This window comes from Streptomyces bacillaris (genome assembly GCF_003268675.1).
In the GTDB taxonomy this organism is placed as follows: domain Bacteria; phylum Actinomycetota; class Actinomycetes; order Streptomycetales; family Streptomycetaceae; genus Streptomyces; species Streptomyces bacillaris.
This window is the reverse complement of the sequence record NZ_CP029378.1, coordinates 7,645,717-7,664,993: the sequence shown is the minus strand read 5'-3', so window position 1 is coordinate 7,664,993 and position 19,277 is coordinate 7,645,717. Positions and strand designations below refer to the sequence as shown.

12 protein-coding genes are annotated in these 19,277 nt (G+C 73.2%); 6 read left to right on the top strand and 6 right to left on the bottom strand.

The features are described 5' to 3' along the window. Positions 1–1,521, bottom strand: a complete 1,521-nt coding sequence (locus tag DJ476_RS33325) for an alpha/beta fold hydrolase (RefSeq protein ID WP_112492264.1) — start codon at positions 1,519–1,521, stop codon at positions 1–3. Positions 1,522–1,735: 214 nt separating this feature from the next. Between DJ476_RS33325 and paaK the strand changes: the two genes are divergently transcribed. The 4 genes from paaK to DJ476_RS33305 all read left to right on the top strand — a co-directional run bounded on the left by paaK (position 1,736) and on the right by DJ476_RS33305 (position 5,691). Beyond that, positions 1,736–3,031: a phenylacetate--CoA ligase PaaK gene (gene paaK, locus DJ476_RS33320; RefSeq protein ID WP_112492263.1), complete on the top strand. Its 1,296-nt coding sequence runs from the start codon at positions 1,736–1,738 to the stop codon at positions 3,029–3,031. 124 nt (positions 3,032–3,155) lie between these two features. Further along, positions 3,156–4,046 carry an ABC transporter substrate-binding protein gene (locus tag DJ476_RS33315; RefSeq protein ID WP_103417020.1) on the top strand — a complete coding sequence of 297 codons (891 nt, stop codon included), beginning with the start codon at positions 3,156–3,158 and terminating at the stop codon, positions 4,044–4,046. Next, positions 4,043–4,927 (top strand): amino acid ABC transporter permease, encoded by an 885-nt coding sequence (locus DJ476_RS33310; protein WP_112492262.1) that lies wholly within the window; start codon positions 4,043–4,045, stop codon positions 4,925–4,927. The genes DJ476_RS33315 and DJ476_RS33310 overlap by 4 nt, the downstream gene beginning before the upstream one ends. Continuing rightward, positions 4,924–5,691, top strand: a complete 768-nt coding sequence (locus tag DJ476_RS33305) for an amino acid ABC transporter ATP-binding protein (RefSeq protein WP_103417018.1) — start codon at positions 4,924–4,926, stop codon at positions 5,689–5,691. The genes DJ476_RS33310 and DJ476_RS33305 overlap by 4 nt, the downstream gene beginning before the upstream one ends. A 9-nt stretch (positions 5,692–5,700) precedes the next feature. On the opposite strand, the gene DJ476_RS33300 is transcribed toward DJ476_RS33305, so the two are convergent. After that, on the bottom strand, positions 5,701–7,200 hold the full coding sequence (locus tag DJ476_RS33300; RefSeq protein ID WP_112492261.1) for an acyl-CoA synthetase: 1,500 nt from the start codon (positions 7,198–7,200) through the stop codon (positions 5,701–5,703). A gap of 245 nt (positions 7,201–7,445) precedes the next feature. Between DJ476_RS33300 and DJ476_RS33295 the strand changes: the two genes are divergently transcribed. Beyond that, complete coding sequence (locus DJ476_RS33295; protein WP_112492260.1) at positions 7,446–9,869, top strand: penicillin acylase family protein; 2,424 nt, start codon at positions 7,446–7,448, stop codon at positions 9,867–9,869. A 51-nt stretch (positions 9,870–9,920) separates the two neighbouring features. Here DJ476_RS33295 and DJ476_RS33290 read toward each other — a convergent pair whose 3' ends face one another. Both DJ476_RS33290 and DJ476_RS33285 read right to left on the bottom strand, forming a co-directional pair. After that, complete coding sequence (locus tag DJ476_RS33290; protein WP_112492259.1) at positions 9,921–11,471, bottom strand: acyl-CoA synthetase; 1,551 nt, start codon at positions 11,469–11,471, stop codon at positions 9,921–9,923. After that, positions 11,468–12,577 carry an NAD(P)H-dependent flavin oxidoreductase gene (locus DJ476_RS33285; protein ID WP_112492258.1) on the bottom strand — a complete coding sequence of 370 codons (1,110 nt, stop codon included), beginning with the start codon at positions 12,575–12,577 and terminating at the stop codon, positions 11,468–11,470. The genes DJ476_RS33290 and DJ476_RS33285 overlap by 4 nt, the downstream gene beginning before the upstream one ends. A gap of 232 nt (positions 12,578–12,809) precedes the next feature. Here DJ476_RS33285 and DJ476_RS33280 point away from each other — a divergent pair, with 232 nt between their 5' ends. Then, the gene (locus tag DJ476_RS33280) at positions 12,810–14,807 is read left to right on the top strand and encodes a serine hydrolase (RefSeq protein WP_318294840.1); all 1,998 of its coding nucleotides are present in this window, start codon (positions 12,810–12,812) and stop codon (positions 14,805–14,807) included. 282 nt (positions 14,808–15,089) lie between these two features. Here DJ476_RS33280 and DJ476_RS33275 read toward each other — a convergent pair whose 3' ends face one another. Both DJ476_RS33275 and DJ476_RS33270 read right to left on the bottom strand, forming a co-directional pair. Beyond that, positions 15,090–16,688: a phytoene desaturase family protein gene (locus tag DJ476_RS33275; protein WP_112492257.1), complete on the bottom strand. Its 1,599-nt coding sequence runs from the start codon at positions 16,686–16,688 to the stop codon at positions 15,090–15,092. 150 nt (positions 16,689–16,838) lie between these two features. Then, positions 16,839–19,115, bottom strand: coding sequence for a serine/threonine-protein kinase (locus DJ476_RS33270; RefSeq protein ID WP_103417012.1), 2,277 nt, complete (start codon positions 19,113–19,115; stop codon positions 16,839–16,841). Positions 19,116–19,277 lie beyond the last annotated feature (162 nt).

Sequence of the window (19,277 nt, the reverse complement as noted above, 5' to 3'; positions counted from 1 at the left end):
TCAGCCCAGGCCGAACGACCGGAGCGCGGCGAGGAACTCCTCCGGCCGGGCGGTGTGGACGAGGTGGCCCGCCTCGATGGTGACGAACACGGCGTCGGGGATGGTCTCCGCCATGTGGGCCAGCTGTTTCTGGTCGATGTGGCTCGTCGCACCGCCGCCGATGACCAGCGTCGGGGCGGTGATCTCGGCCAGCCGCTCGCGGGAGGCCGGGTCCGGGGCGTTCAGCTGGGCGTCGGTGTGCGGGACGACGGGCCAGTCGAAGTCCAGCTCGCCTTCGGGGCGTTCGGCGGCCGGGCGGGGCGGGTCGAGCGGGAGGAGCGGCGGGGCGTCCTCGATGACGAGCCGGCCGATGAGCCCCGGTTCGCGCTGGGCGAGGAGGTAGGCGGCCACCCCGCCCATGGAGTGCCCCACGACGGTGGCGCCCGCCAGGTTGCGGGCCTCCAGGAAGGCGTGCAGGTCGTCGCGGAACAGCTCGAAGGAGTAGTGGCCGGGCCAGTCGCTGAGCCCGTGGCCCCGGAAGTCGGGGGCGTACACGCGGTGTTCGGCGGCCAGTTCCCCGGCGATCCGCGTCCAGGTGAGGGAGGAGCCTCCCCGGCCGTGGAGCAGGACGACCGGCGGGGCGGCGGGGTCGCCCCACACCCGGTAGGCGAGCCGGACACCGCCCGCCGACACACTCCGGACCTCCCCGTCGAGGAAGGCCGCGACCGTACGGGAGAAGGCCCCCGGATCGTCGAGCCACGGGAAGTGCCCCGCGCCCTTCTGGACGGTGAACTCGCCGTACGGGAAGAGCGCGGCCAGCTCCGTCGCCCGGTCCGGGCTCGGGTGACCGTCCAGCTCCCCGGCGAGGACGAGGACCGGCGCGGTCAGCTCGCGCAGGGCCGGGACGGTGGTGGCGGGGTCGTACGCGCCGTCGTCGTACCGGCCGCGCGCCTCGGCGTTGGTCTGCCCGGCGGAGGCGGCGGCGTGGGCCTTCGCCGTCCCGTCCCAGCGGCCGTAGGTGAGCGGCCGGACGGCGGGCCACAGCTCGGCGAAGGGCCCGCCCGCGAGCAGCGCCTCCTGGGCGGCCCGTGCCTCGGCGTACCAGGGTTCGCCGCTGCGCAGCCGGGCCGCGTCGCGCAGGTCCTGGTGGGTGACGGGGATACCGGCGGCCTGGGTGGAGGGGGTGATCAGGGTGAGGGTGCGCAGCCGCTCCGGGTGCCGGGCGGCGTACAGCTGGGCCAGGTTCGCGCCCGCCGAGTGGGCCAGCAGGTCGATCCGGTCCAGGCCGAGGTGTTCGCGCAGCGCCTCCACGTCGTCGACGAGCCGGTCGCACCGGTAGGTGGCGGGGTCTTCGGGTGCGGCGGAGTCGCCCGTTCCGCGCAGGTCGAGCAGGACCAGCTGCCGTACGGCACCGAGCCCGCCCAGCTCCCCCAGGCAGGCGCTCGCCCTCATCGGCCCGCCGGGCAGGCAGATCAGCGGCTCGCCCTCCCCCACCAGGTGGTAGGCGAGCCGGGTGGTGTCGTACGCGGAGAAGGTCGGCATACCACCCATCCGAACAGGCGCACGGGGCCGTGCGCAACGTGCTTCGCCACGAGCCGATCCGCGGAAGCCGGCGGGAGGCCGTCGGGGAGCCGCGCCCCCGGTCCGCGGGGATGATCCGTGCGCCGCTCTTGCCAGCGCCCCCGGCCTCCTGAATTACTGCTCCCAGGAAGATCGACCGAATGATCGGTCGCCCGGTTCGGGAGGAAGGGCCCTGATGACAGCCATGCTGGACGCGGCGGAGCGGCTCGGACGCGCGGAGCTGGAGGCCCTCCAGCTGGAACGGCTCCGCACGACCCTGCGCCACGCCTACGAGAACGTCCCCTTCTACCGGGCCGCCTTCGACGGGGCGGGGCTGCGGCCGGAGGACTGCCGTACGCTCGCCGACCTCGCCCGCTTCCCCTTCACCACCAAGGCCGATCTGCGCGACAACTACCCCTTCGGGATGTTCGCCGTGCCGGAGCGGGACGTCCGCCGCATCCACGCCTCCAGCGGGACGACCGGGCGCCCGACCGTGGTCGGGTACACCGAACGGGACCTGGACACCTGGGCCGACGTGGTCGCCCGGTCGATCAGGGCGGCGGGCGGCAGGCCCGGCCACAAGGTCCATGTGGCCTACGGCTACGGGCTGTTCACCGGCGGGCTCGGCGCGCACTACGGGGCCGAGCGGCTCGGCTGCACGGTGATCCCCGCCTCCGGCGGCATGACCGCCCGGCAGGTGCAGCTGATCCAGGACTTCCGCCCCGAGATCATCATGGTGACGCCGTCGTACATGCTGACGCTGCTGGACGAGTTCGAGCGGCAGGGCGTCGACCCGCGGACGACCTCCCTCGAGGTGGGGATCTTCGGCGCGGAGCCATGGACCGAGGCGATGCGGCGGGAGATCGAGGACCGGTTCGCGATCGACGCGGTCGACATATACGGGCTCTCCGAGGTGATGGGCCCCGGGGTGGCGCAGGAGTGCGTGGAGACGAAGGACGGGCTGCACATCTGGGAGGACCACTTCTACCCGGAGGTGGTGGACCCGTTCACCGGTGAGGTGCTGCCCGACGGGGAGGAAGGGGAGCTGGTCTTCACCTCGCTGACCAAGGAGGCGATGCCGGTGATCCGCTACCGCACCCGGGATCTGACGCGGCTGCTGCCGGGGACGGCCCGGATCTTCCGGCGGATGGAGAAGGTGACCGGGCGCAGCGACGACATGGTGATCCTGCGCGGGGTGAACCTGTTCCCGACCCAGATCGAGGAGATCGTGCTCCGTACGCCCGCCGTCGCCCCGCACTTCCAGCTGCGGCTGACCCGGCACGGGCGGCTGGACGCGCTCACGGTCTTCGCGGAGGCGCGGCCGGACGCGACGGCCGACGAACGGGAGAAGGCGGCCCGGGCCATCGCGGCAGGCGTCAAGGACGGCGTCGGGGTGTCGGTGAACGTCGAGATCGTGGACCCGGAGTCGCTGGAGCGTTCGGTGGGCAAGATCCGGCGGATCGTGGACCTGCGGGAGACCGGGACGGAGTGAGCGAGACCACCCGAAGTCAGGCCTCCCACCACGGAGTTCACACGTCCGCAACACCCCTTCTCACTATGCGGACAGTTGCTGGAAAATCTCGACAGGGAGGCCCGCGCACTGGAAGTCTCCCGCTATGCATCTCGCCAACCGTTCCCTGGTCACCGCCGCCTGCTCCGCCGCCGTCCTCCTCGCCGCCCTGACCGGCTGCGCCCCGCAGCCGGAGGCCGGACCGCAGACGAAAGCATCGGGCCAGGCCGGTGGGACGGCCGGGGCGTGCGCGCCGGGCAAGCTCGCCACCGAGGTCCCGGGGAAGCTGACCGTGGGCACGGACAAGCCCGCGTACGCCCCCTGGTTCTCCGACGACGACCCGTCCAACGGCAAGGGGTTCGAGTCGGCGGTGGCGTACGCGGTGGCGAAGCAGCTCGGCTACGAGCGCGATGCGGTGGTCTGGCAGCACACGCCGTTCAACAGCGCGTTCGCGCCCGGCGCCAAGAAGTTCGACTTCGACATCAACCAGGTCTCCATCAACGAGGACCGCAAGAAGGCCGTCGCCTTCTCCTCGGGCTACTACGACGTCCGCCAGGCGGTCGTCGCCCTCAAGTCGTCGAAGGCCGCGAAGGCGACGAGCCTGGCCGATCTGAAGGACGTCAAGCTGGGCGCCCAAGTGGGCACCACCAGCCTGGAGTTCATCAACGACCTGGTGAAGCCCGACCAGAAGCCCGCCGTCTATCAGCGCAACGACTTCGCCAAGTCGGCGCTGAAGACCGGCCAGGTGGACGCCATCGTGGTGGACCTGCCCACCGCCTTCTACATCACGGGGGCCGAGGTGCCGGAGGCGACGGTCGTCGGCCAGTTCCCCAACTCCACGGACAATCCTGAGCAGTTCGGTCTGGTGCTGGACAAGGAGTCCGCCCTCACTTCCTGCGTGAGCGGTGCGGTGGACGCCCTGCGGAAGGACGGCACCCTCGCCGCCCTGGAGAAGGAATGGCTCTCCGACGCCGTCGACGCGCCGGTGCTCAAGTGACGCTGCACAAGACGCCGCCCGTGGTGGGCACGGACACCTACACCCCCTCCGAGCGCAGGCTCGCCCGTGAACGCCACCACCGCACCCGCACCCGGCGGGCCACGGCCATCGCCGCGACCAGCACCCTGGTCACGGGGGTGGTGCTGTACTTCCTGATCACGGGGTCACCGGGCTGGCAGCGTACGCAGGAGACGTTCTTCAGCCTCCACTACGCGCGCGAGGCGCTGCCCGAGGTCCTGGAGGGCCTCTGGCTCAACCTGCGGCTGCTGCTGATGTGCGGTTCCGCCGTGCTGGCGCTCGGGCTGCTGCTGGCCGTGGCCCGTACGCTGCGCGGTCCGGTGTTCTTCCCGATCCGGGCGCTGGCCACCGCGTACACGGACTTCTTCCGTGGACTGCCCCTGATCATCTGCCTGTTGATGGTGGTCTTCGGGGTGCCCGCGCTGCGCCTGGAGGGGGTGACCAACGACCCGGTCCTGCTGGGCGGCGCGGCGCTCGTGCTGACGTACTCGGCGTACGTGGCGGAGGTCTTCCGGGCCGGCATCGAGTCCGTGCACCCCTCGCAGCGGGCCGCCGCCCGGTCGCTGGGGCTCAGCAGCGGCAAGACCCTGCGGTTCGTGGTGCTGCCCCAGGCGGTACGCCGGGTGGTGCCGCCGCTCCTCAACGACCTGGTCTCCCTCCAGAAGGACACCGGTCTCGTCTCGATCGCCGGTGCGGTCGACGCCGTGTACGCGGCGCAGATCATCGCCAGCAAGGACTTCAACTACACCCCGTACGTGGTGGCGGGGCTGGTCTTCGTCGCGCTGACCATCCCGATGACCCGGCTCACCGACTGGGTGACGGCCCGGATGGACCGGCGGCGGGCGCAGGGAGGACTCGTATGAGCAAGGCAGCCGCCCCGGGAGGCCCGGTGCTGCGGATGGAGGCGGTCCGCAAGTCGTTCGGTACGTCGCTGGTGCTGCGGGACGTGGACCTGGAGGTCGCCCCGCACACGGTGACCGCGCTGATCGGTGCCTCCGGGTCCGGCAAGTCGACGCTGCTGCGGTGCGCCAACCTCCTGGAGGAGGTGGACGACGGGGCGATCTGGCTGGACGGCGAGGAGATCACCGACCCCCGGGCCGACGCGGACGCGGTACGCCGCCGGATCGGGGTGGTCTTCCAGGCGTACAACCTCTTCCCGCACCTCACCGTCCTGCAGAACATCACCCTCGCCCCGCAGCGCGTGCACGGCCTCTCCCGCGCCGACGCCGAGGCACAGGCCCGCGAACTGCTGGACCGGCTCGGGCTCGGGGCCAAGGCCGACGAGTACCCGGACCGGCTCAGCGGCGGCCAGCAGCAACGTACGGCCATCGTGCGGGCGTTGGCGGTACGGCCCCGGCTGCTGCTCCTGGACGAGATCACCGCCGCCCTGGACCCGGAGCTGGTGGGCGAGGTGCTGAACCTGGTCCGCGAGGTGAAGGACGAGGGCATGACGATGGTGATCGCCACCCATGAGATGGCCTTCGCCCGTGAGGTGGCCGACCAGGTCTGCTTCCTGGACGCGGGCGTGGTGCTGGAGCGCGGCACCCCGCAGGAGGTGTTCGGCGCGCCCCGGGAGGAGCGGACGCAGAAGTTCCTGCGCCGGATCGTGGAGGCGGGGCGGCTGTAGCGGCCGGGTTCAGGTGAGCTCGTCGCGCAGTTGCCGCTTGAGGATCTTTCCGCTGGCGTTGCGGGGCAGCTCCTCCACGAAGACGATCCGCTTGGGTGCCTTGAAGGGGGCGAGCTTCTCGCGGGCGTGGGCGATGAGTTCGGCGTCGCTCGCCTCGTCGCGCAGGACCACGACGGCGGTGACGGCCTCGATCCAGCGCTCGTCGGGCAGGCCGACGACCGCGGTTTCGGCGACGGCGGGGTGGGTGTAGAGGGCGTCCTCCACCTGGCGGGAGGCGACGAGGACGCCGCCCGAGTTGATGACGTCCTTCACCCGGTCGACGACGGTGAAGTAGCCCTCGGCATCCCGGACCGCCAAGTCGCCCGAGCGGAACCAGCCGTCGCGGAAGGCCTCCGCCGTCTCCTCGGGCTTGTCCCAGTAGCCGGTGCAGAGCTGGGGCGAGCGGTAGACCACCTCGCCTGCCGTGCCGTCGGGGACCTCGCGGCCCTCCTCGTCGACCACCCGGGCCTCCACGAAGAGGACGGGCCGGCCGCAGGACTCCATCCGCCCCTCGTGCTCGTCGGGTCCGAGGACGGTGGCGAGCGGGCCGATCTCGCTCTGGCCGAAGCAGTTGTAGAAGGCCAGGTGGGGCAGGCGGGCGCGGAGCCGTTCCAGGACGGGCACGGGCATGATCGACGCCCCGTAGTACGCCTTGCGGAGGGCGGAGAGGTCGCGGGCGGCGAAGTCGGGGTGGTGGGAGAGGCCGATCCAGACGGTGGGCGGGGCGAACAGGCTGTCGGCCAGGCCCGCTTCGACCAGGTCGAAGATCCGGCCCGCGTCCGGCCCGTCCAGGATGGTGTTCTCCGCGCCGACCGCCAGATACGGCAGCAGGAAGACGTGCATCTGGGCGGAGTGGTAGAGCGGCAGCGAGTGCACGGGCCGGTCGCCCGCCGCCAGGCCGAGGGCGGTGATCGCGCTGACGTACTCGTGGACCAGGGCCCCGTGCGTCATCATCGCGCCCTTGGGGAGGGCCGTGGTCCCGGAGGTGTAGAGCAGCTGCACCAGGTCGCCGGAGCCGGGGGCCCGCTCCGGGGTGAAGGGCCGCTCGGTCCCCAGGGCGTCCAGGAGCGAGCCCGGAGCGTCGCGCAGAGCTCGTACGGGGCGGCCGACGGGGACCCGGTCCGCGAGGTCCGGGTCGGTGAGGACGAGGGCGGATCCCGACTGGTCCAGGAGATAGGCCAGGTCGTCGCCGGTGAGGTTCTGGTTGACCGGTACGTGGATGAGCCCGGCCCTCGCGCAGGCGAGGAAGGCGATCAGATAGGCGTCCGAGTTGTGGGCGTACGAGGCCACCCGGTCGCCGGGGTGCAGGTCGTGATCCCCCGTCAGGACAGCAGCCGTGGTGGAGACCGCCGCGTCCAGGGCCCGGTAGCTCCAGACGCGGTCGCCGTACCGTACGGCGGTCCGTTCCGGGGTGCGGCGGGCGCTGCGGGTGAGGACGCCGTCGACTGTGCTGCTGCGTACACCGGTCATGGCGTGATCCTGTGCGGCCGGGCCCGGCGGGTCAAGGGGCCGTCGGGGAGTGTCGGCACGGGAGCGGGGATGTCGGGGCGGAGGGCGGCGAGCGGGGCGTGTCACGGGGAGGCCGGGGTGTGCCGGGCGGCCGGATACCGACCAGACGGTTGACAGCGGGCGCGGCGCCCTGGCTGAGTGGCGCGTGGCTGCCCGGCGGACCGGGCGAACCACCCTGGCCACCCGCTGTGTTGGGAGGAACACCCTTGACCTTCCGTAACCGCCTCAGACTCTTCGCGGTCTCCGGTCTCGCCCTGTTCACCGTGTCGGCGTCGCTGCCACCGGCCGCCGCCTCCGGTGCGCCGGAGGCCCGGCACCCGAAGGGCGGCGGGCTCTCCGCCACCGTCCGGTACACGGAGTACGGCATTCCGCACATCGTGGCGAAGGACTACGCGAACCTCGGCTTCGGCACCGGCTGGGCGCAGGCCGCCGACCAGGTCTGCACGCTGGCGGACGGGTTCGTCACCGTGCGCGGAGAGCGGTCGAAGTTCTTCGGCCCGGACGCGGCACCGGACTTCTCCCTCTCCTCGGCGACCACGAACCTCTCGAGCGATCTGTTCTTCCGGGGCGTCCGGGAGAGCGGGACGGTGGAGAGGCTGCTGAAGGTTCCGGCCCCGGCGGGTCCGAGCCGGGAGGCCAAGGAGTCGATGCGCGGGTTCGCCGCCGGGTACAACGCGTGGCTGGCGCAGAACCGTCACCGCATCACCGATCCCGCCTGCCGGGGCGCCTCCTGGGTGCGGCCGATCACCGCGCTGGACATGGCGGCGCACGGCTTCGCGCTGTCGGTGCTCGGCGGGCAGGGGCGTGCCGTCGACGGCATCACGGCGACCCGCCCGCCGACGGTCGCACCGCCCGCAGCGGGAGTCACCCCCAAGGAGGCGGCAGCGGCGGCCGAGCGCCTCCTCTCGACGCAGAACGCCGACATGGGCTCCAACGCGGTCGCCTTCCGGGGCTCCACCACCGCCAACGGGCGCGGCCTGCTCCTCGGCAACCCGCACTACCCGTGGGACGGCGGCCGCCGCTTCTGGCAGTCCCAGCAGACGATCCCCGGTGAGCTGAACGTGGCGGGCGGCTCCCTCCTCGGCTCGACGACCATCTCGATCGGGCACAACGCGGACGTGGCGTGGAGCCACACCGTGGCGACCGGCGTCCCCCTGAACCTGCACCAGCTGACGCTGGATCCGGCCGATCCCACGGTCTATCTTGTCGACGGGAAGCCGGAGCGGATGACGCAGCGCACGGTCACCGTGCCGGTGAAGGACGGGGCGCCGGTCACCCGGACGCAGTGGTGGACCCGGTACGGCCCGGTGGTCACCGCGTTCGGGGCGGCGCTCCCGCTGCCCTGGACGGCGACCACCGCGTACGCGCTCAACGACCCGAACGCGACGAATCTGCGCGCCGCCGACACCGCGCTCGGCTTCAGCAAGGCCCGCTCCACCGCCGGGATCGAGCGGTCGCTGCACCGCTCCCAGGGGCTGCCCTGGGTCAACACGATCGCCGCCGACCGGTCGGGCAACTCCTTCTTCTCCCAGGCGCAGGTGCTGCCGAGGATCACGGACGAGCTGGCGGCCCGCTGCTCGACCCCGCTGGGCCAGGCCACCTACCCCTCGGCCGGTCTCGCGGTGCTCGACGGCTCGAAGGCGTCGTGCGCGCTCGGCCGCGACCGGGACGCGGTGCAGCCGGGCATCTTCGGGCCGGGCCGGATGCCGACCCTGAAGAACGCCCCGTACGTCGAGAACTCCAACGACAGCGCCTGGCTGGCCAACGCCGACCGGCCGCTGACGGGGTACGAGCGAGTCTTCGGCACGACCGCCACCCAGCGGTCGATCCGGACCCGGGGCGCGATCGAGGACGTGGCGGCGATGGCGGAGCGCGGACGGCTGCGCGTCGGTGACCTGCAGCGCCAGCAGCTCGCCAACCGGGCGCCGACCGGCGATCTGGTCGCGGCCGATGTGGCGCAGTGGTGCGCGGCGCTGCCCGGCGGGACGGCCGTGGGCAGTGACGGGGCGGCGGTCGATGTGTCGGCGGCCTGCCCGGTGTTGCGGCGGTGGGACCGGAGCGTGGCCGACGACAGCCGGGGCGCGCTGCTCTTCGACCGGTTCTGGCGCAAGGCGACGGCCGGGGTACCGGCGGCGGAGCTGTGGAAGGTGCCGTTCGACGCGGCCGATCCCGTACGTACGCCGCGTGGCATCGACACCGCCGCGCCCGGCCTCTCCAGGGCGCTGGCCGACACGGTGACCGAGCTGCGGGCGGCCCGTATCGCGCTCGACGCGCCTCTGGGCAAGCACCAGTTCGTCGTACGGAACGGGAAGCGCATCCCGGTCGGCGGCGGGACGGAGTCGCTGGGCGTCTGGAACAAGATCGAGCCGGTGTGGAACCCGGCGGCGGGCGGCTACACCGAGGTGTCGGCCGGTTCGAGCTACATCCAGGCCGTCGGCTGGGACGACAGCCGGTGCCCGGTGGCCCGGACGCTGCTCACGTACTCCCAGTCCTCGAACCCGAATTCGCCGCACTACAGCGACCAGACGCGGCTGTTCTCGGACGGGCGGTGGGTGACGTCCCGGTTCTGCGAGAAGGACATCGCGCGCTCGCCGCAGCTGCGGGTGGTGCGGGTGCACGAGCGGCGGTAACTGATGGGCGGGGTCCGTGAGGGGGCTCTTCCTCACGGACCCCGCGTCCTGCTACAGGGGCCGTTCCTGGCCCTCCCAGTACGGCTCGCGCAGCCGCCGTTTGTAGAGCTTGCCGTTGGGGTCGCGGGGCATCGCGGCGATGAAGTCGATCGAGCGGGGGCGCTTGTAGCCCGCGAGCCGCTGCTCGCAGTGGGCCAGGATCTCGGCTGCGAGCGCCTCGCCCGCCTCGTATCCCTCGGCCGGTTCCACGACGGCCTTGACCTCCTCGCCCCGGTCGGCGTGCGGGATGCCGAAGGCGGCGGCGTCCGCGACGGCGGGGTGGGTGAGCAGGGCGGCCTCGATCTCGGCGGGGTAGATGTTCACGCCGCCCGCGATGATCAGGTCGATCTTGCGGTCGCGGAGGAAGAGATAGCCCTCCTCGTCCAGGATGCCGAGGTCTCCGACGGTGAAGAAGTCACCGATGCGGCTGGAGCGGGTCTTGGTCTCGTCCTTGTGGTAGCTGAAGCCGCCGGTGAGCATCTTCATGTAGACCGTGCCGAGTTGACCGGGCGGGAGCCGGTTGCCGTCGTCGTCGAAGACGGCGAGTTCGCTGATCGGCCAGGCCTTGCCGACGGTTCCGGGCTTCTTCAGCCACTCCTCGGCGGTGGCGAAGGCTCCGCCGCCCTCGCTGGCCGCGTAGTACTCCTCGACGCAGCTCCCCCACCAGTCGATCATGGCGCGTTTCACGGGGGCGGGGCAGGGGGCGGCCCCGTGGATGGCGTGGCGCATCGAGGAGACGTCGTACCGCTCCTTCACCTCCTCCGGCAGGGCCAGCAGTCGGTGGAACTGGGTCGGGACCATGTGCGTGTGCGTGCAGCGGTGGGTGTCGATGAGGCGGAGCATCTCCTCGGGCGCCCAGCCGTCCATGAGGACGAGCCGGTGTCCTATGTGGAGAGCGGCGCTCGCGAACTGGAGCACCGCTGTGTGGTAGAGCGGTGAGCAGACCAGGTGGACGTTGTCGTCGAACGGCCGGATGCCGAAGATGCCGAGGAAGCCGCCGAGGTACGTCTCCTCGGGGAGCCTGCCGGGGAGGGGGCGGCGGATGCCGCGCGGGCGGCCGGTGGTGCCCGAGGTGTAGTTCATGACCCAGCCGAGCGTGCGGTTCTCCGGCGGGGTGGCGGGGTGTCCGTCGAGCAGGTCGGCGTACGGGCGGCAGCCGGGGGCGATCCCCACGGCGTAGCGGTGGCTGCCGGGGAGTCCGGCCTCGTCGGCGGCGGCCGTCGCGGCGGTGGCGAAGCGTTCGTGGGTGATGAGGACGCGGGCGCCCGAGTCGGAGACGATCCAGGCGGTCTCGGGGCCGGTGAGGTGGTGGTTGACCGGGACCAGGTAGAAGCCTGCCTGGGATGCGGCGAGGTGGGCGGTGAGGAGTTCGGTGCCGTTGGGCAGGACGACGGCGAACGCGTCCCCTGTGCGCAACCCGGCCGCCCGCAGCCCGTGGACCATGCGGTTGGCGTCGGCGTGGAGGCGGCCCGCGCTCCACTCCTCGCCGTCGGGGGCGACGAGGACGGTGCGGTGGGGGTCGGCGGTGGCCTGGGCCCAGAAGCCGTTGGGGGGCGGGGTCACGGAGCGCTCCTTCCGGCGATGCGGTTGATGCGGGTGACGGCCCGTTCGAAGCCGCGCGTCAGATCGTCGACGACCGCCTGCACACTGCGTTCGCTGGTCATCCGGCCGACGATCTGCCCGACCGGGGTGCCGAGCAGCGCCCCGACCTCGTACTTCTGGATCCGGGAGACGGCGTCGGCGACCAGCAGCCCCTGGAGGGGCATGGGGAGGGTGCCGGGTCCGGCCGGGTCGTCCCAGGCGTCGGTCCATGCGGTACGGAGCTGGCGTGCGGGTTTCCCGGTGAGGGCGCGGGAGCGGACGGTGTCGCCGGAGCCCGCGGCGAGGAGCTTGCGGGTGAGGGCCGGTGAGTGGAGGTCGGCCTCCTCGGTGGTGAGCCAGAGGGAGCCGAGCCAGACGCCCTGGGCGCCGAGGGCGAGCCCGGCGGCGATCTGTTCGCCGCTGCCGATGCCTCCGGCGGCGAGCACGGGCAGCGGGGCGACGGCCTCGACGACTTCGGGGACGAGCACCATGGAGCCGATCTCGCCGGTGTGGCCGCCCGCCTCGTACCCCTGGGCGACGACGATGTCGATACCGGCCGCCGCGTGTCTGCGGGCGTGTTCGGCGCTTCCGGCGAGGGCGGCGACACGGACGCCGTGGTCATGGGCGCGTTCGACGACATCGGCGGGCGGGGAGCCGAGGGCGTTGGCGAGCAGCTTGATCGGATACTCGAAGGCCACGTCGAGCTGGCGCCGGGCGACCTCCTCCATCCAGCCGGTGATACGCCAGCCGCTCGCCTCGCCCTCGGGAAGTTCGGGCACGCCGTGACGGGCCAGCAGTTCCTGGACGAAGCCCCGGTGCGCGTCGGGGATCATCGCCTCGACATCGGCCTCGGTGACACCCTCGACCTTCCTGGCCGGCATGACGACGTCGAGTCCGTACGGCCTGCCGTCGGCCAGCTTGTCCAGCCGGTCGAGGTCGCGGGCCAGCTCCTGGGGGTCGGTGTAGCGGACCGCGCCGAGCACGCCGAAGCCGCCGGCTCTGCTGATGGCCGCCGCGACGGCGGGGAACGGCGTGAAGCCGAAGATGGCGTGCTCGATGCCCAGTTCTCTGCTCAGCTCCGTCTCCATGGGCGGCAGGATGGCGCAGCCGAGCGGCCGAGGGAAGAGATTTTCTGATGCAGTGTCAGATTCTTTGCGGGTCCGGAGGCGTACGGGACGGCGGGGGCGACAGTAACCTCGGCGGCGGCAGGAACTTTCACTGCTCGGCGAGATTTCGGAAGTTACTTTCGCGCCGGGGCCGTGGCCGTGGCGCGGGCACCACCGGGCGGCGACCGGCTCCGGGCACGGGAAGGGGTTGCGGATGACCGGGTACGCGGCAGGGAACGGGGAGACCCCGGGGAACGGGGACACGGCGGAGAACGGGGTCACGGCAGGGACCACGGACACAGCTGGGGCCGGGGGCGTCGGTGCCGCGGTCGGCGCCACCGGGATCGGCATCGGCCGCCGGAGACTGGGCGGCGGGATACTGGCACTGGGCGGCGCGCTCGCCCTGGCGCCGATCCCCCTGGCCGGGGCGGCCGAACGGGGCACACCGGGCACGGGCCCGGCGACGACGGAGGCGGGAGCGGCAACGGGCATGGCACCAGAGGCAGGTCGTCCGCACCGGCCCACGCTGCGGCGCGGCAGCGCGGCCCGCGCCGGGCTGCTCCAGGGGCCGCTGGACCAGCTGGTGCGCGAGGCCGAGGCGTATCTCGCGGACTCCCCCAAGCACCCCTGGTACGCGGGGGCGGTGCTGCTCGCCGGGCGGGGCGGGACGGTGGCGCTGCACCGGCCGATCGGCAAGGCGGTGCGCTACGCGGCGTACGACGAGACGACGGACACCGGGGTGGAGTTCCCGGCGGAGCAGCAGATCCCGATGGCGGAGGACACCGTCTTCGACCTGGCCTCGATCTCCAAGCTGTTCACGTCGATCCTGGCGGTGCAGCAGATCGAGCGGGGGGCGCTGGAGCTGGAGGCCGCGGTGGCCACGTACCTCCCGGACTTCGCGGGCGGCGGCAAGCAGGACATCACGGTCCGTCAACTGCTGACGCACACTTCCGGTTTCCGGTCCTGGATCCCGCTGTATCAGGAGCCGACCCGGGAGGGGAAGCTCCGGATGCTCTGGAAGGAGGTGCCGGCGAGCACACCCGGCAGCACCTACCTCTACTCCGACCTCAATCTGATCTCGCTGCAACTGATCCTGGAGGAGATCACCGGTCGCACCCTGGATGTCCTGCTCCACGACGAGATCACTGCTCCGCTCGGGATGCACCGCACGCGCTACAACCCGCCCGCCTCCTGGAAGCCGAGGATCGCCGCCACCGAGGACGCCCGGCTCCCCTGGTCCGGCCTCGAACGCGGCCTGGTCTGGGGCGAGGTGCACGACGAGAACGCCTACGGCTTCGACGGGGTGGCCGGGCACGCCGGGGTCTTCTCCTGCGCCAGGGACCTGGCGGTCCTCGCCCGTACGCTGCTCAACGGCGGGGTCTACGGCCGTTCCCGCATCCTCTCCGAGGCCTCCGTCGATCTCCTCTTCACCGACTTCAACACCGCGTTCCCCGGCGACGAGCACGGCCTCGGCTTCGAGCTCTACCAGCACTGGTACATGGGCGCGATGGCCACCCCGCGCTCGGCGGGCCACACCGGGTTCACCGGGACCAGCCTGGTGCTCGACCCGTCGACCGACACGTTCCTGGTCGTGCTGGGCAACTCGGTCCATCCCGTACGGAGCTGGCGCTCGGGCAGCGCGCCCCGGGTGGCGACGGCCAACCAGCTGGCGCGGGCGGTGCCGGTCCGGCCGGAGCGTGGGCGTACGGCCTGGTTCTCCGGGATGGCGAGCGCGTCGACCGCCACGCTGACCCTGCCCGCCCTGCGCCTTGACTCCGTACGCGCCCGGCTTGAGTGCGGCCTGTGGTGGGACACCGAACCCGGCTCCGACCGGCTGGTGCTGGAGGCGTCGGCGGGGCAGGAGTGGCGGCCGGTGCCGTTCACCACGGTGGGGCCGGGGTCCGGGCCGGGTGCCGGTCACGCCGGTGCGGGGCCTGGCCACCACCGGCCGGGACCGCAGCCGCATCCGGCGGGCTGGGTATCCGGCTGGTCGGGGCGGGTCTGGCACCGGCTGGAGGCGGACCTGTCGGCGTGGCGCGGGAAGCGGGTCCGGCTCAGGTGGCGCTACACCACGGACCAGTTGTACGTGGGGCGCGGCGCGTACGTCGACGCTCTCCGGGTCCGGGACGGCGGCCGCACGGTCTTCGACGCGGACCGCCCCCGGGACGCGGGGCGGATCGAGGCGACGGGCTGGGTGGTCTCGGCGGACTGAGCCGAGCTAGGGGCGCGGGGGCGGTGGGGCGGGGCCCGGGGAGCCGGGGGCTGGCGGCGCGGGGCCTGGCGAGGCCGGAGGCCGGTAAGCCCGGGGGCCAGCGGCGCGGGAGCCGGTAAGGCCGGAGGCCGGTGAGCCCGGAGGCCTGGCGAGCCCGGGGCCTGGCGAGGCCAGGGACCGGCGGCGCAGGGCTCGGCGAGGTCGAGCCCTCACCTGCCGGGGTCCCGCGCGCCGGGCCCCCGCGTGCCGGAAGCCCGCGCGACGGGCCCCCGCGCGGCAGGCTCAGGAGGCCTCCAGCACCGCCATCGCCGCGTTGTGGCCCGGCACTCCGCTCACACCGCCGCCGCGCACCGCGCCCGCGCCGCAGAGCAGCACATTGGCGTGGGCGGTCTCCACGCCCCACCGCCCGACGCCTTCCTCCGCGTACGGGAAGGAGAGGTCGCGGTGGAAGATGTGGCCGCCGGGGAGACGGAGGTCCCGTTCGAGGTCGAGCGGGGTCTTGGCCTCGATGCAGGGCTCGCCGTTCTCGTCGAGCGCCAGGCAGTCGGTGATCGGCTCCTCCAGGTGGGCGTCCAGTTCCGCGAGGGTGGCCTTCAGGAGGGTGGCGCGGGCGGTCTCGTTGTCGGCGGCGAAGAGCCGGGCGGGGGTGTGGAGGCCGAAGAGGGTCAGGGTCTGGTAGCCGCGCGCGGCGAGGTCGGGGCCGAGGATCGAGGGGTCGGTCAGCGAGTGGCAGTAGATCTCGGACGGCGGGGCGGTGGGGAGCCGGCCGGCCGCCGCCTCACGGTAGGCGTCGGCCAACTGCCCGTACCCCTCGGCGATGTGGAACGTTCCGGCGAAGGCCTGCCGGGGGTCGACGGACCGGTCGCGGAGGCGCGGGAGCCGGGTGAGCAGCATGTTCACCTTGAGCTGGGCACCCTCGGCGGGCGGGGGCGGGGTCTCCCCGAGGAGGGCGGCGAGGGCCTGCGGCGAGGCGTTGACCAGCACCCGGCGGGCGGCGACGGTCTGGTCGCCGTCGGGGGTGCGGACGGTGACCTCGGCGTGGCCGCCGTCGGTCTCGATGCGGGTCGCCTCGTGCCGTACGCGGATCTCGGCGCCCGCCGTTCGGGCGGCCCGGGCGAGGGCGTCGGTGAGTGCGCCCATGCCGCCGACGGGGACGTCCCAGTCGCCGGTGCCGCCGCCGATCACGTGGTAGAGGAAGCACCGGTTCTGGAGCAGCGAGGCGTCGTGGGCGTCCGCGAAGGTGCCGATCAGGGCGTCGGTCAGGACGACGCCCCGTACCAGGTCGTCGGTGAAGTTCCGTTCGACGGCCACCCCGATGGGCTCCTCGAACAGTGCCCGCCAGGCGTCGGCGTCGTCGATGCGGGCCCGTAGCACCTCCCGGTCGGGGAGCGGTTCGGTGAGGGTGGGGAAGACCCGTTCCGCGACGCGCTGCGTCATGGCGTAGAAGCGCTGCCAGGCCGCGTACTCCCGCTCGCCGCCGGTCAGCGCGGCGAACGACTCCCGGGTGCGGTCGCCGCCGACGAGCAGGCCGGTGGGGCGTCCGTCGCGCAGCGCCGGGGTGTAGGAGGAGACGGTCCGCTTCCGTACGGCGAAGTCCAGGCCGAGGTCGCGGACGATCTTCCGCGGCAGCAGCGAGACCAGGTAGGAGTAGCGCGAGAGGCGGGCGTCGACCCCGGCGAAGGGGCGGGTCGAGATCGCCGCTCCCCCGGTGGTGTCCAGGCGTTCCAGGACGAGCACGGACTGCCCGGCGCGGGCGAGATAGGCGGCGGCGACCAGACCGTTGTGGCCGCCGCCCACGATCACGGCGTCGTAGCGGTCCCGGGCGGGCGCGTGCGGCTGGCGGGCGGACGACGGGGATGCGGACGGCTCAGGTGCGGGCATGCACCTTCGTAACACGGGCGGCCGGGTCCCGGCCAGGGGTGCCGGGCACGTCGGGCCTGGCAGCCCCCGGGCCCGGCGCGGGCCCACGGCCAACGCGGCACCCAGGGGCGGCCGGGCGCCCGGAGCCCGGCACCGCGCCCCGGGCCCCGCTCAGTGCTGGGGTGGCAGGGCGTTCTGGGCGCGGTGGGCGGCGAGGGTGCGGTAGAGCTCGGCGGCCTCGTCCTTCCGGCCGAGGCGGTCCAGGCAGTGGGCCTCGTCGTTGCGGGCGGCGAGGGTCTCCGGGTGGTCGGGGCCGAGCGCCCGGCCGCGTGCCTCCGCGACCTCCCGGTACGCGGTCAGCGCGTCGGACCACCGCCCCAGCCAGCCGAGGGCGACGGCGACCTCGCGGCGGCTGATCACGGTGTCCGGGTGGTCGGGGCCGAGGGACTCCTCCCGGATCGCGCACACCTCGCGCGCCTCGGTCAGCGCCTCCTCCCAGTGGCCCATACGCCCCAGGTTGACGCCGAGGCCGTGGCGGGCGCGGAGCGTCTCGGGGTCGGTCGGGCCGCCCACCCGCGTACGGTCGGCGACCAGGGCGCGGTACAGCTCCAGCGCCTCCGCGCTGCGGCCGAGCCGGCCGAGGCTGATGCCCGCCTCGTAGCGGGCGGCGAGGGTGTCGGGGTGGTCGGCGCCGAGGGTGGCGGCGCGGGCCCGGGCGATGTCCTGGTACGTCTCCAGGGCTTCCGCCCAGCGCCCCAGCCTGCCCAGGGTGTAGGCGACCTCGTACCGGGTGGCGAGCGTGTCGGGGTGGGTCGCGCCGAGCAGCCGGGACCGGTCGTCGGCCACCTGACGGGCCAGTTGCCAGGACTCCTCGGGGCGGCCGAGCCGGCTGAGGTTGAAGGCGAGGTTGTGGCGGCAGCGCAGGGTGTCGGGGTGGTCGGGGCCCATGGACCGTTCCCGGGCGGCGAGGACCGCCGCGTACACCTGGTGGGCCTCGAAGTGGCGGCCGAGCTGGCCGAGGACGTACGCGGTCTGCTCCCGGGCCCCGAGGGTCTGCGGGTGGTCGGGGCCGAGGATGCGCTCGCGGCCCGCGGCGACCTGGCCGAACTCGCGCAGCGCGTCGGCGGCCCGGCCGGTGCGGCTGAGGGTGAGGCCGACCTCGTACCGGCTGGCGAGCGTGTCCGGGTGGTCGGGCCCGAGGAGGCTCTCGCGCTCGGCGGCGACCGCGCGGTGCACCTCGACCGCCTCCTCCCAGCGGCCGAGCCGTCCCAGGTCGACGCCCTCGCTGTGGCGGCTCGCCAGTGCGGTGAGCCGGTCGGCGGCGGGGGTGGGGGCGGAACGGGCGGGCGGCACGCCGGCGGAGCCGTCGGTGAGCGGGGGCCGGGGAGCGGCGGTGCTCGCCGCAGTGGTCCAGCGGCGGGTGAGTCCGGCGGCGGGGTTGGGGACGGCGGGGCTGCTCAAGGAGCCGTTCGCCTTGTGACCGGACGTCATGTTCCGGGCCCAGGAGGGTAGTTCGGTGTCCGATCGTACGGAACCCGCATGCCCGGACGCCGGCCGTGCGGACTCCTGTCGTACGACACCGGGCACGGGCTGTTCGCCCGAGCGGCCGAGCACGATGCGGCGGCGCAGGTCGCTCGCGTCGGCGGGCCGCTCGTCGGGGGCCTTGGCCAGCAGGTCCAGGACCACACGGTCGAAGAAGCCGGGGAGTTCGGCGCGGTGGGTGCGCGGCGGCTCGGGCCGGGTGTCGCGGTGCCCCACGAGGATGGCCCAGGGGTCCGCCAGGTCGAAGGGCGGCACGCCGGTGGCGATCTCGTACAGCACACAGCCCAGCGAGTAGAGGTCGCTGCGGTGATCGACCTCCTTGCCGCCGATCTGCTCGGGCGACATGTAGTGCGGGGTGCCCATGGCGATGCCGGTGGTGGTGAGCCGGGAGGTCATGCCGATGTCACGGCCGAGGCGCGCTATGCCGAAGTCGCAGATCTTCACCGTGCCGTCGGTCAGCCGCATGATGTTGGCGGGCTTCAGGTCGCGGTGGACGATGCCCTGACGATGCGTGTAGCCGAGGGCGTCCGCGACCTGTTCCGCGATGTCGACGACATGGTCGACGGGGAGCGGGCGCTGCTGGTTCTCCTCCAGGAGCTGGCTGAGGTTCTGTCCGTCCAGCAGCTCCATGACGAGGTAGAGGACGCCCTCGTGCTCGCCGAAGTCATGGACGACGGTGACGCCCCGGTGCTGGAGGGAGGCGGCGACCCGGGCCTCGCGGCGGAAGCGCTCGCGCAGGATGCGGGTGAACGCCTGGTCGTGCTGGGGGCCCATGGGCTTGAGGCATTTGACGGCGACCAGCCGGCCCAGCGACTCGTCGCGCGCCCGCCACACCTCGCCCATGCCACCGCGCCCGATCAGATCGAGCAGCCGGTACCGGCTCTGGATCAGCCTGGTGTCCGCCATCTGCCGTTTCCCGCCCCCGTCGTTCCCCGCCGCCGGTGCTGCGCCCTCCCCGGCCCGTCCAGTATGGCTGCCTCCCGGCGGAGTCGGTACGGCGGCGGGGCGGCCGGCCCGGCGCGTCGCAAGATCGGGAACAATGGCGGGCGCGGGTGTCCTCCACGGCGG